Origin of the sequence: Streptomyces sp. NPDC005574, assembly GCF_040605435.1 — a bacterium.
GTDB lineage: Bacteria > Actinomycetota > Actinomycetes > Streptomycetales > Streptomycetaceae > Streptomyces.
In genome coordinates, this window is sequence record NZ_JBEXCW010000066.1 from 1 (window position 1) to 12,977 (window position 12,977).

The 12,977-nt window shown below is 67.4% G+C and carries 8 protein-coding genes and 4 pseudogenes; 9 read left to right on the forward strand and 3 right to left on the reverse strand.

Features of this window, described 5'->3' with window-relative positions; all coding sequences use genetic code 11:
- Positions 1-56: 56 nt before the first annotated feature.
- Complete coding sequence (locus tag ABZT03_RS30870) at positions 57-443, reverse strand: IS5 family transposase (protein ID WP_356045493.1); 387 nt, start codon at positions 441-443, stop codon at positions 57-59.
- A 261-nt stretch (positions 444-704) separates the two neighbouring features.
- Here ABZT03_RS30870 and ABZT03_RS30875 point away from each other — a divergent pair, with 261 nt between their 5' ends.
- The 7 genes from ABZT03_RS30875 to ABZT03_RS30905 all read left to right on the forward strand — a co-directional run bounded on the left by ABZT03_RS30875 (position 705) and on the right by ABZT03_RS30905 (position 10,650).
- Positions 705-1,118, forward strand: a complete 414-nt coding sequence (locus ABZT03_RS30875) for a GntR family transcriptional regulator (protein WP_356045496.1) — start codon at positions 705-707, stop codon at positions 1,116-1,118.
- Positions 1,118-2,059, forward strand: a complete 942-nt coding sequence (locus tag ABZT03_RS30880; protein WP_356045562.1) for an ABC transporter ATP-binding protein — start codon at positions 1,118-1,120, stop codon at positions 2,057-2,059. Before ABZT03_RS30875 ends, ABZT03_RS30880 begins: the two co-directional genes overlap by 1 nt.
- Positions 2,056-3,075, forward strand: a complete 1,020-nt coding sequence (locus ABZT03_RS30885; RefSeq protein ID WP_356045498.1) for an ABC transporter — start codon at positions 2,056-2,058, stop codon at positions 3,073-3,075. The genes ABZT03_RS30880 and ABZT03_RS30885 overlap by 4 nt, the downstream gene beginning before the upstream one ends.
- Before the next feature lie 145 nt (positions 3,076-3,220).
- Positions 3,221-6,586: a S8 family peptidase gene (locus ABZT03_RS30890; RefSeq protein ID WP_356045501.1), complete on the forward strand. Its 3,366-nt coding sequence runs from the start codon at positions 3,221-3,223 to the stop codon at positions 6,584-6,586.
- Between the two features lie 938 nt (positions 6,587-7,524).
- Entirely contained in the window at positions 7,525-8,544 is a 1,020-nt protein-coding gene (locus ABZT03_RS30895) for a bifunctional DNA primase/polymerase (RefSeq protein WP_356045564.1), read from the forward strand.
- Positions 8,541-10,073 (forward strand): phage/plasmid primase, P4 family, encoded by a 1,533-nt coding sequence (locus ABZT03_RS30900; protein ID WP_356045504.1) that lies wholly within the window; start codon positions 8,541-8,543, stop codon positions 10,071-10,073. Before ABZT03_RS30895 ends, ABZT03_RS30900 begins: the two co-directional genes overlap by 4 nt.
- 193 nt (positions 10,074-10,266) lie before the next feature.
- A complete protein-coding gene (locus tag ABZT03_RS30905) occupies positions 10,267-10,650 on the forward strand; it encodes a DUF6009 family protein (protein WP_356045507.1) in 384 nt (127 codons plus the stop codon).
- A gap of 91 nt (positions 10,651-10,741) precedes the next feature.
- On the opposite strand, the pseudogene ABZT03_RS30910 reads toward ABZT03_RS30905, so the two are convergent.
- A pseudogene (locus ABZT03_RS30910) lies at positions 10,742-10,913 on the reverse strand (response regulator); the annotation flags it as partial.
- Positions 10,914-10,965: 52 nt separating this feature from the next.
- A pseudogene (locus ABZT03_RS30915) lies at positions 10,966-11,719 on the reverse strand (transposase family protein).
- Positions 11,720-11,882: 163 nt separating this feature from the next.
- Between ABZT03_RS30915 and ABZT03_RS30920 the strand changes: the two are divergent.
- Positions 11,883-12,035, forward strand: a pseudogene (locus ABZT03_RS30920) (IS110 family transposase); the annotation flags it as partial.
- Between the two features lie 367 nt (positions 12,036-12,402).
- Positions 12,403-12,977, forward strand: a pseudogene (locus tag ABZT03_RS30925) (hypothetical protein); the annotation flags it as partial.

Consider the following 12,977-nt stretch of genomic DNA (forward strand, 5'->3'; position numbering starts at 1 on the left):
CGACGTCCTGTTCGCCATGCTCCGCGACGGCACCTTCTACCAACCACCCACACCCGCTACGGCTTGACGAAAACCATAGAGGCACCTTTTCGGGCTCCGGCGGCGTGCTGGTGCGCTCGGACGATGGTGGAGTCGACCGACACCAGCCAATCGATCCCACCGGCCGCATCCGCCCGCGCCTGGGCTTCCCGGAGCATCCGCTCGAAGGTGCCGTCCCTGGCCCATCGCCGGAAGCGGGTGTGCAGCGTGGCCCAGGATCCGTACCGCTCCGGCACGTCTCGCCAGGCCGTGCCCGTCCGGAACTTCCAGACGATCCTGTTGAGGACCGTCCGGTCGTCCAGCCGCTTCCGCCCTCGCTCCGGCCGAGGCAACAGAGGGCGGACGAACTCCCACTGGACATCCGACAGTTCATGGCGACGTATCACCCGACCATGATCCACCACTCAAGATCATTTGACGACAGACCCTAGTGCCGCGGCAGGCAGCGTATGCCCGTGAAGGAGCGGCGTCAGGTGCCGCGAGAGGGCGTGCCGGGCGTCGCGAACGTTGCCTGTTGCGGCACTAGAACTTGAGAACTGGCGGGAGTGTCTTGGGAGTTCGGCGCGCAGAGGTTTTGACCCGCGGACCAGAGGTCTTTGACAGGTACGCACTCCGTACTCCATCATCAGTCCACTAGTTCACTAGCTAAAGGGTGGTGGTGGACGTTGGAATTCCGGATCGACAGGCGCAGTGCGGTTGCCGCCTACCAGCAGATCGTTCAGCAGACCAAGCAGGCACTGCGTCTCGGCGTACTCGTGCCGGGGGACCAGTTGCCGACGGCCAAGGAGGTCGCGGCGACCTCCTCGGTCAATCCGAACACGACGCTCAAGGCGTACCGCGAGCTGGACCGTGAGGGCCTGGTGGAACTCCGGCAGGGCCAGGGCACGTTCGTGCGCCTGTCGCTGGCCCGTCCCCAGACGGGGGCGAACTCACCGCTGCGCGGCGAGCTGGAGGCGTGGATGGACCGGGCCCACGAGGCGGGCCTGGAGCAGGAGGACGTGACGGCGCTGGTCACGTCTGTGATGGAGGAGCGGTACGCCGAGACCGGGGCGGCCGCCGAAAACAAGGGGCAGGGATGATGAACCACGGGGCGGGCCACGGCTACTTGGCCGGGGAGTCCGCGATAGAAGCCCGCAGCGTCGGCAGGAAGTACCGCCGGGGCTGGGCGCTGAAGGACTGCTCCTTCCGGCTGCCGGCCGGGCGGATCTGCGGTCTGGTGGGCCCCAACGGGGCCGGCAAGACCACGTTGATGGCCATCGCCGCCAACCTGCTGGAGCCGACCGCCGGCACCCTGCGCGTGTTCGGGGCGGCCCCGGAGTCCGCGGAGGCCACGCGGCGCACCGCGTTCCTCGCTCAGGAGAAGCCGCTGTTCCGGCGCTTCACCGTCGCCGAGACCCTGCGCATGGGCCGCGAACTGAACCCCGGGTGGGACCAGCGGGCCGCCGAAAACATCGTCCGGTCGGGGAATGTGCCCTTCGAGGCGAAGATCGGCACGCTCTCCGGCGGCCAGCGCACCCGGGTGGCGTTCGCCCTCGCCTTCGGCAAGCGTCCCGACCTGCTGCTCCTGGACGAGCCGATGTCGGACCTCGACCCGCTGGTGCGCCACGAGCTGATGGGCACCCTGCTGTCCGAGGCCGCCGAGCGCGGCACCACCGTGCTGATGTCCACCCACATGCTCGCCGAGCTGGAGAACACCTGTGACTACCTGCTGGTCATCGCGGGCGGCGGGTTGCGCCTGGCCGGTGAGGTGGACGAACTCCGCACCGCCCACGCCGTGCTGACCGGGGTCCACTCCGACGGGCGCACGCCCCCAGAGCTGGCGTACCACACCGTGGTCGAAACCCGCACCAGCGGACGGCAGTTCATCTCGCTGGTGCGCCCCGACGGGCCGGTCACCGGCCCCTGGCAGGCGAGCACCCCGAACCTGGAGGAACTCCTGCTCGCCTATCTGCGCTCACCCGAAGCCCCGCCGCTGATCGGTCCCAGCTCCTACGTCGCCCCCTCGGCGGTGGCGGCATGAGTACGATGACCAGCACCGGCAGTACGGGCAGCTCCTCTTCCCACTCCGTCCGCACCGAAGCCGGCCGTGGCCGTGGCCTCCGGCTCACCGGCATGACCTGGCTGGTCTGGCGTCAGCACCGGGCCGCCTACTGGACCCTCCTGGTCGCCGCCGCCATCACCGTCGCGGTGATCGTGTACCAGCGCCAGCAAATGATTACCTACCTCGACGGGTACGGCTATCCCCACCTGAAGTCCGGCTGGGAAGACAAGTTCGACGGGAGTCCGCTCAGCTTGGCTGGTCGGCTGCTCGGGTTCCTGCCCGTCCTGATCGGTGTCTTCCTCGGCGCGCCCCTGCTCGCCGGCGACTTGGAAAGCGGCACCGCCAAGCTCGTCAACGCGCAGTCCGCCAGCCGCGTCCGCTGGCTCACCACCAAGCTCGGTGTGACCGCACTCGTGGTCGTGGTGTGCACCACGGCGGTCTCCGTCGCGTTCACGTGGTGGTGGTCCCCAGTCAAGTCATCGCTATCCGCCATAGATTGGGCCGGCCCGGACGGCTTCGACAACAGCGGACCCGTGCCCGTGGCACTCACCCTGCTCACCATCGTCGGTGGCGTGGCGATCGGCATGCTGCTGCGCCGGACCCTGCTGTCCATGGTCGTCACCCTGGGCTTCGCCGTCATCGTGCAGCTGGTGTGGTCGCACTTCCGGATGTCCCTCGGCAACATCGTGACCCTCACCAGCGAGAAGGGCGTCGGGGACGGCACCTTCCCGTCCGTGCCCAGCGGTGCCTACGTCGCGGACCAGTCCTATCTCACCGCTTCCGGCGACCTCATCGGAACGGGCAGCTGCACCGAGGCGACGGCGAAAGCTACCACCGCGTGCCTGGACAAGGCACATGTCGTCGGCTGGGCGATCAAGTACATCCCGATCTCGCAGATGTCCTCCATGCAGTGGCTCGGCGCCGCGATCCTGCTGGCCCTGACCGCCGGCATCGCGGCGTTCGTCATCCTCTGGGGCCGTAAGCGCCTCGTGTAGGCCGCCCCTGGGCCCGCGAACCCTCACCCGGACCCGCCCCTTTCCCCATCGGTACGCGGCCGAGCGGCCAACCGTCGCTCAGCCGCGCCCTGATGCTGCCCCGAAACAGCGGACAGACCGGCCAAACCATAATGAAAGGCTTGAGTTGAAGCCGTACAAGCAGGCGAACACACAGCCGCACCGGCAGTCCCGCCGGCGCAGGAGACGAGGATTCACCACCGCCTCGTCGGCGGCTGCCGTGGCGGTGGCGCTCGGCGCAGGGCTGCTGGCGGGCACGTCCGGCGGCGCGCAGGCCGCCCTCGCCGAAAACCCCGCTCCCGCTCCCGCGAGGACCGTCACGCTCGTGACCGGCGACAGGGTGACCCTGAACACCGACGGCAAGGTCACCGGCGTCGTTGCCGGTGAGGGCCGCAAGGGAATGGCCTTCCGCGTCCAGCAGGCCGCGGGACACGCATACGTCGTGCCGCGTGACGCCGAGCCGCTGATCGCGAACGGCACGGCCGACCGACGGCTGTTCGACGTGACGCGGCTGGTCGACTCGCACTACGACGACGGCCGCCGCTCCGACCTCCCGCTGATCGTCACCTACGACAAGGGCCGGTCCGTATCGGCGCGCACGTTCCGGAGCTCGGGTGCCACGGTCCGCCGGGAGCTGCCGAGTATCAACGGCGACGCCGTCCGCGCCCGCAAGTCCGAGGGCTCCGCCTTATGGGAGACTCTCACCGGCGCCACCGGCTCCGCGAAGGTCAGGAGGATCTGGCTGGACGGCAAGGTCCGGGCGAGCCTGGACAGAACCGTGCCGCAGATCGGCGCTCCCGCGGCCTACGAGGCGGGATACGACGGCCGGGGCGTCAAGGTCGCCGTCCTCGACACCGGCATCGACGCCACCCACCCGGACCTGAAGGACCGCATCGACGCGGCGGCGAACTTCTCCGCCGCCGCGGACACCGTCGACCGCGCGGGCCACGGCACGCACGTGGCCTCGACGATCGCGGGCTCCGGAGCCGCGTCCCCCGCAGGGACTACCTACCATGGTGTCGCGCCGGGCGCGCGCCTGCTCGTCGGCAAGGTGCTCGACGACTCCGGCGAGGGCGACGACTCCGGCGTCATCGCCGGAATGCAGTGGGCCGTCGCGCAGGGCGCCGAGATCGTCAACATGAGCCTGGGCGGCGAGGACAGCCCCGGCATCGACCCCGTCGAACAGGCCGTCAACGACCTGTCGGCTGATTCCGGCGCCCTGTTCGTCATAGCCGCCGGCAACGAGGGTCCCTCCGAAGGCACCATCGGCACCCCGGGCAGCGCCGCCGCCGCGCTCACCGTCGGCGCGGTCGACCGCGAGGACGCCACCGCCGAGTTCTCCAGCCGCGGCCCCACGGCCGACGGCTCGCTCAAGCCCGACATCACCGCGCCGGGCGTGGCTGTCGTCGCCGCTAAGGCCGCCGAAGGTGTGCAGGGCAACCCCGCCGCCGAAGGCTACGTCTCCATGAGCGGTACCTCGATGGCAACCCCGCATGTGGCGGGCGCAGCCGCAATCCTGGCCCAGGAACACCCGGACTGGACCGGCCAGCAGATCAAGGCGGCTCTCACCGCCTCCGCGAAACCGGCCGCTGCCACCTCCGCGTACACCCAGGGCACCGGCCGGGTCGACGTCGCCGCGGCGATCACCCAGCAGCTCACCAGCAGGCCGGCCTCGCTGAGCTTCGGCACACAGTCATACCCCCACACCGACGACCGTCCCGTCACCAAGAACGTCACGTACCGCAACACAGGCACCGCGCCGGTCACCCTCGACCTGGCCACCGAGGCCTACCGCAACGACGGAAAGCCCGCCGCCGAGGGCCTGTTCACCGTCTCACCGAAGCAGCTCACCATCCCCGCGGGCAGCGAGGCGACCGCCACCGTGACCGCCAACACCCGCATGGGAACGGCCGACGGCAGCTTCGGCGGCTCGGTGACCGCCACCACCGCCGACAGCACCACCACCGTCCGCACCTCCATAGGCGTCACCCGCGAGGTCGAGTCGTACGACCTGACCATCAAGCACCTCGGTCTCGATGGACAGACCGACAAGGACGCCTTCACGAGCATCTACGGCCTGGACAACCGCATCTGGAAGGACGCCGCCGCCGAGACCGACGGCGTGGTCACCCTCCGCCTGCCAAAGGGGCGATACACGCTGGAAGGCGTGATCCCCACCGACACCAACAACTGGTCCCTGCTGCTGCGCCCTAAGTTCGCGCTGACCAAGGACACGACCCTGGTCATGGACGCCCGGAAGACCAAGCCCGTCAAGATCATCGTGCCGGACGGCGCGGCCAGGCCCACGGGTGCCATGTTCTTCTTCCACGTCGACGTCAACAACAGGCCGTACACCTCTCTTTACAACGCCCCCTCGTTTCGGAACATGCGCATCGGACAGCTCGGCACCCCGGTGCCGACCGCCGAGGCGTCCGCCATGTACCACGGCATCTGGACCCACAAGGCCGTCAACTACCGACTGGCCTGGAACCGCACCGGTGACCTGTCCGGCTTCACGCAGCGCGTCAAGCCCTCGCAGCTGACCAAGGTCAATGTGGTCGTCGGGGCACCCACCAAGGGCAAAACCACCACCGTCTGGGCCGCACCCCTCATGCCCGGCGGCTACTACAACCCGTATCAGACGGCGGGCCGTCTGCCGCTGACCGGCACCGACTACGTTCTCCCCAACGGCATCAAGTGGTTCTACCAGGTGAGCCAACTCGGCGCCCCCGACGAGGAGGGCACCCCGACCTGGGAGAACACCCAGGTCGGCGCGCCCAGGGTGTACAAAGCGGGCAGGCAGTACACGCAGCGCTTCAACATCGGCGTCTTCGGCCCGTCCCTCCCATCAGGTGCTCTCGCGCACGGCGTCGACCGGCCCGGCGCCGTCCGTCACGGCGACACCTTCTCGGCGTACCTGCCGCTGTTCTCCGACGGCGCCGGCAACCTGGACACCTCTGCCCACACCAGGGCCCGGAGCTCGCTCCACGCCGACGGCGAGACGATCTTCACCGTCGACGAACCGCTGAACGGCGACTCCCACACTCTCCCCGCCGGCAAGCACACCTATCGGCTCAACGTCGACGTCTCCCGCTCCACGGCGCAGTTCGCGGTCGGCACCCGTACTACCGCCACCTGGACCTTCGCCTCGGCGCACGTCCCCGGTGACACCGCCGAGAGGCTGCCGCTGACGGTCGTCCGCTTCACCCCGAAGCTGTCAACGGCCAGTACCGCCAGGGCCGGGACGACCCTCACGGTGCCCTTCAGCCTCCAAGGCGCGGTCACCAAGGCCGACACGCTGCGAAAGCTCGCCTTCGCCGTCTCCTACAACGGCGGCAGGACCTGGAAGAAGACCAGGGCCCTGGACGGCGACCGGCTCAAGTTGCACAGCCCCACCAAGCCCGGCTCGATCTCACTGCGCGCCACGCTCACCGACGCCGACGGCAACACCCTGACCCAGACCCTCTACGACGCCTACCGCACCACCAAGTAGGGCGCACACCCTGCACCCCTGTATCCGGCCCGGGCCCCGACGGCTACCGCGCGCCGCGTCCAGCCGGCCCGGGCCCTCGACGGCCGTGTTGACCTGGCGGCGGTGAAGCCTGCGATCGCCGGGGCTCGCAAAGAACGGGCAGAGCGGTGCCGTCCCACAGCTCTGCCCGACTCCACCCCCACCTAGCGAGGAGGGCTTGTGCACGTTCAGTCCCTGCTGTTCGGTCCCTCACAAAAGTGCAGGTCAAGGCGTTGGGTGATGCCCTTCAGGGACCCAAGGGACTCTAGTTGGGAGTTATGAACGAGTCCTGTGTGCGGGTACACGCGGGCGTATCTGTTGAGTGCATATACGTGAGGATCTCATAATTGGAGTTCTCAGTCCCTACAGTCCCTCTCTGGGGTCATATCCCACTCCTGAGCTGCGAGAATATCTAGGGACCCAAGGTAGGGCTCAGCCCCTCGGGCTGGGGCTCAGGCCCTGCCTGGAGGGCAGCCGCGAAAACAGGCTGCTAGGGGATCGGCAACGCGAGCCGGGGTGAGACGCCTCGCGGGCCGGGGCTGATCGAGTCCCTGAGCCGTCCCCCTCTCCAGAGTTACTGATAGATGAATCAGGGTCCCTTCAGGCACTCTCATTGCGTGCATTGCGGACATATGTTGCCCATCCTGGTCTCTATTCAGAGACTCAAGGGACCGTAGGGACCCGAAAACAGATACGGCGCCACGCGGGGGAACTGCACCCTCTCCCCGGCCGGGGGTTCTACACTCTCTTTCGAAAGCCAGTCCCTACAGTCCCTTTGGTCCCTCGCCCCAGCACGCGCCCGCCCCGGCCGGCATGTCAGGGACCGAAGGACAAGACCCTCGCCGAAGGACAGACACGTGCCCGGCCCCGACGTGACGAGAGCGCCCACCGCTACTGCGCGGACCGCCACGTCCCACGCTGTGGCCCGTTGGTGCGCCACACAAGGATGGCCGGTCCACCCCCTTGCCACCGGACGCAAGACACCCCCTGCCAACTGCCCGGCCTGCAAGGAGACGCACCACTCGCCGACAGGGTGCGTATGCCTCCCAGCTGGCCGCCCATGCCACGGATTCCACGCCGCGACGACCAACATGACACGCATCGACGCCTGGTGGTCCGAGCACCCGTACCGGGGCGTCGGCGTGGCCTGTGGCCGAGCCGACCTGATCGTCATCGACATCGACGCGCACTCCGCTGCGGTCCCCGACCGCAGCAGGCTCCTGCCCGGCATCGCCATCCACGACTCCGTGAACCTGCACGGCCTGGCCTCCGGCTTCGACACCCTCGCGCTCCTGGCAGCACTGCGCGGCCAGCCCACCCCGGCACAGGACGACAGCACGCTGCGCGTGCGTACCCCCTCCGGCGGTCTGCACGTGTGGTACCGAAACCCCCACCCGGCCATCCGGTTCCGCTGCTCGACCGGGTCCAGCACGAAGACCGCGCTGGCCTGGCAAGTCGATGTCCGGGCCGACGGCGGCTACATCGTGGCCCCCACCACCCGCACCACGCAGGGCACCTACCAGCGGGAAGGACCGTCCAACCTGCCTGCGCCCTTGCCCGAATGGCTCGGCGAAGAACTCGTGCGGACCGGACACACAATCCGACAGCCCACGTCCTCCACCCGGCCCGCGATCCCGCGCAGCCGCCGGCCCAAAACCCCGGTACGCGCGCACCGCGTCCTGGACCCGCTGCTGATAGAGGTCGCCGAGTGCGCGGCAACGCCCGAGGGCGCCGCCTTTACCGAGAAGCTCAACAAAGCCGCCTACACGGCCGGGGGACTGGCGGCCGCCGGACACCTCGACGAACACGCCGCGCGCGCCCTGCTGCGCGAGGCCGCCGGGACCGCACGCCCTTGGCAGAGTGCCCGCAACGAACGCATCATCGACGATGCCCTCGCAGCCGGGTCCGCCCGCCCGCTCCACCTCGAAGGACGTTCATGAGCAGCGCCGAGATGCCGCGCTTCGACGCCACCGCCGCTGCCCAGCAGATGTTGGACCTCGAACAGACAGACCATCAGCAGCCCGCCCTCCCCTCCCAGGCCCACACCTCCCCCCTCGCGACGCCGTCCTGGGCCCTGCCGGCCCCGCTGCCCGGAACCCTCACCGACCGCGGCAACGCCAAGCTGTTCGTCAAGCTCTACCGCGACCAGTTCCGCCACGTCGAAGGCCTGGGCTGGTTCTCCTGGGACGGCTACCGCTGGAAGCGCACCGGCGGCGAGAAAGCCGCCCTGTGGGCCGCCGGAGAGATGGCCGAGGACATGCCCGGTACCGACCCCAGCGGACTCTTCAGCGACCGCGATCTCCACCACCACAAGAAGCGCACCCTGTCGACCACCGGCATGAAGGCCCTCCTCACCCAAGCCAAGGCCTCCCCCGACCTGTCCGTCGACCCCGACACCCTCGACGGCGACCCCTACGCCCTCTGCACCCCCTCCGGCGTCGTCGACCTGAACACCGGACTGATGCGCAAGCCCGACCCCACCCGCGACTTCCACTCCCGCGCCACCAGCGTTGCCCCCCAGCAGACCAACACCCCACGCTGGCACCGCTTCCTCCACGACACCTTCGGCGACGACACCGAAGGCCAGGAAATGATCGGCTTCCTCCACCTGCTACTCGGCTACTCCATCACCGGCGACGTCGGCGCCCAGGTGCTGCCCTTCCTCCACGGCCACGGCAAGAACGGCAAGAGCGTCCTGCTCGACGTCATGATCCAAATCCTGGGGGACTACGCCGACGCGGCCCCGCCCGGTTTCCTCATGGACCGTGGCGCGTTCTCCGAGCACTCCACTGAGCTCACCGAACTCCACGGCCGCCGCCTGATCGTCTGCAGCGAACTCAAGCCCAACGACAAGTTCGACGAGGCGCGGGTCAAGCTCCTGACCGGCGGAGAGAAGATCAAGGCCCGCAGGATGCGCCAGGACTACTTCTCCTTCGCCCCCACCCACCACCTGTGGCTGTTGGGCAACCACCGACCGGAGGTGAGCAACGGGGGCTTTGCGTTCTGGCGCCGCATCCGGTTGCTGCCTTTCGAGCGGACCGTTCCCGATCACCGCAAGATCGACAACCTGGCGCTCGAACTCGTTCGCGATGAGGGCCCCGGCATTCTGCAGTGGCTGATCGAGGGTGCCCGCCGCTACCTCACCACCCGTGACAACCTCGAAGGCCCCGACCGCGTCCGTATCGCCACCAGCGCGTACGCGAACACCGAAGACCATATCGGCCGCTTCCTCACCGAATGCTGCACCCGCGACACCGACGCCCAGCCTGACCTACGCGTCGAACAGGGCTTGCTGTACACCGCTTACGCGTCCTGGTGCAGCACCGGCGAAGGCATCCGCCCCGCCGGCACCCGCGCCTTCGCCACCCGCGTCAGGCAGGAAGTCGGCCTCGCGTCACCCGCCGACATGGTCAAATCCAACGGTCGTAAGTACTACCCCGGCCTCGCCCTGCTGGACACCCCGTCATGAATCAACTCCCGCGCCCCTCCAGCGAACTGCCGCCTACCGACGCCGGCCACCAGCACGCGGCTCAGCAGTCCCTACCCGCCCGCATCGGCCCGACTTACCATGGACTCGTAGGGTCACACCCGGCAGCGGGTGGCTCACCACACCATAAGGCGGGCCGACGCCGGATCCCGCAGACGAAGGAGGGGCAACAGCCATGAGCTCGCTACTGACCGAGGGCGATCTCACCCACGAAGAACATGTCGTGTGGCTGGAAGATCCCGAAAACTTTGACTATGTCCGCCAGGCCCTCGACAAGACCCGCCGCCGCAACACCAAGCCCCCCTACGCGCGCGATGGCCGCATGGTCGGCTACGCCCTCCTCGACGACCAGGCTGAACCCGACCCCGACAGCGGCCTGTACAAGCGCCGCGTCTTCTTCCTCCTCCCGCACGACCGCGACAGCCTCCCCGGAGGCCTGTACCGCGAAGGCGCCCCCGGCGAAGCCGTCGACCCCCGTACCATCGACGTGAAGAAGGTGGGGGAGAAGACCCCACGCTCGCAGAGTGGGCCGACTGCCGTAATCGGCTCCCGCTCCTGAGGGTTTGCGGAGTACTGCTGCCATCGGCTCACGATCAGGACGTACACAGTCCCGGAGCCAGCCAGCCAGCCAGCCGGAGGCTGACCCAGTTTGGCATCATCACGTCGAGGACGAGTAGGCCCCGCTGCCTGCGGTGTACTTCGTCGAGTGCGGAGCGCCCATCGTGCCACCACGCGGGCTGTATGGCCCTCGTGTTCCAGGTAGCGGCGGATTACTTCGGCCTCTTTGACGTGGTCTTCGGCTACCAGGACGTGTGGGCTCATGCCCGCCACGATAGGTAGTTCGCCGACGTGCAGTGAGCCTTTTCCATCTTGATCAGGTGGCGAGTTCGAGGGTGACGATGGCTCGGACGACGGCTGTGATCCGGGTGGTGCTGCAGCGGAGCTTCCGCAGGAGCCGCCAGCATTTGAGGGTGGCCATGGCACGTTCGCCGAGGCTGCGTATCTTGGCGTGATCGCGGTTGTGAAGCCGACGCCATCCGCGCAGTCCCTTGCCCCGGAACGGGACGCGGACCGCCTGACCTGCGCCCTGATAGGCCTTGTCCGCCCAGCACTTGATGTCGTCGGCGGCGAGAGCGGCGGGGATGCCGTGGGTCCGGGCCGCGGTCAGATCGTGCACGGCTGCGGGTAGTACGTCCGAGGCCCAGATCAGACGGCCGGCTGGATCTGCGAGGACCTGCACGTTCATCCCGTGGTGTTTCTTCTTACCCGAGCAGTACGGCCGCGTCGGCGGCGATGCGGTCGATCGGCAGCACGGTGCCGTCGAGGATCACGTACGCCTTCTTCCGGACAGTCGTCATGGCCTGTTCCAGCGTGGGTGCGAGGGCGGCCAGGAGGCCGACGGCCTCGCGTATGTAGCGGTAGGCCGTCGCGGTCCCGATGCGGAATCCTGCTGCGAGGCGGGCGTAGGTGTCGCCACAGCGCAGGTGGGCCAGGACGAGCAGGGCCTGCCGGCCACACGTCAGGCGACGCCACCGTGAGCCGATCCGAAGACGGTGACCTGCGAGGAGACCGGAGAGGCGCCGCAGAGTGCGGCTGGACAGATCGATGCCGGACGGGTAGACAAGCACGCGAAAGCTCCTGGCGGACTGGTGATCTTGGTCGTGAACCCGTCTACCAGGAGCTTTCTTCACGTCCACCGCCGGGGTGCCCGTCCAACCACCCGTCAGGTTGGAAACAGCTCAATGAGTCCTATACATCTCGGCGTTGTTCAGCATCCGTCACTGCGAGGACTCCCGCCGGCTTTACGAACGCAAGCGAGCTGAAGGCAAGCGCCACATCCAGGCCGTCCTCGCCCTGGCCCGCCGCCGCGTCAACGTCCTCTGGGCACTCCTATGCGACGAACGGACCTACGAGGCCGTGCCTCCCACCGCTCACGCGGCTTGACAAACAGCATTAGGAATCACTGGCTGGAGTACTACTCGTTGAACCGGATCGGTGGGTTCATACGTTACCTCGGTGAACCACGGTGCCTCACCCGAGCATTGGTAGGGTGCGGCGCCGGTTCCCTGCCATCGTCCAGTCGGAAGGAAATCGAATGTCAACTCCACCGGATAGGGACTATTCTTCAGCGGATGACTATTCTTCAGCGGACACGTCATCTGATCGCCTTTCCCAAGGTTCCTATCAGGCGGGAGACCCAGGAGAGTTCGATGGGTATTTCCTACTGCGCGCCCGTGAGACAACATTTACAGCTCAGCCCACCGTCGGCTTCGGAAGCAGCATATATGGGCCGGACCCGACTACGATAACTGTGGCTAACAGTGGCCCCGCTCTCAATGGCAAACCCGCCTACCGAAAGGATCTGGAGCCTGTCTATCGGTGGGACAATCGAAAGCCCAAAAAGATATTCAAGGAAGGATTTCCATCTTGGAATAACATGAAACCGAGTAGTCTGCAGTACTATCAAAACGAGAATGGCTATACAGGATATGTGAGTACAACCCGGAAGCCCGAATTCGCTGGTGCAACAGGAATGCCGCCGGTTGATGCGTTGACGGATGATGGGGAAAGTTATCGCTATACTATCGAAGCGCCCGGAGGTATCGACTTTCTTACTACTCTCGGTAGGGAGGCGGCCTATGCAAACCAGGAAGAAGTCGCATTCTGGCGAGGAATTAGGTCGGAATATATAGTCAGCGCCACGAAATTTAATCAAAATGGCGAAGCGGTAAAGGAGTATATAAACCCCAATGCCGCAGCAGGGCACGCGGTGGCAGCGGAACGTCAGCGGCGCTACGCCGAATACCAGCAGGCCAACTCTGCGCCGCAACACGGGCCCTACGCGCAGGCGGCCGACTCTGAGTCGCAGTACGTGGAGTCGGGGTT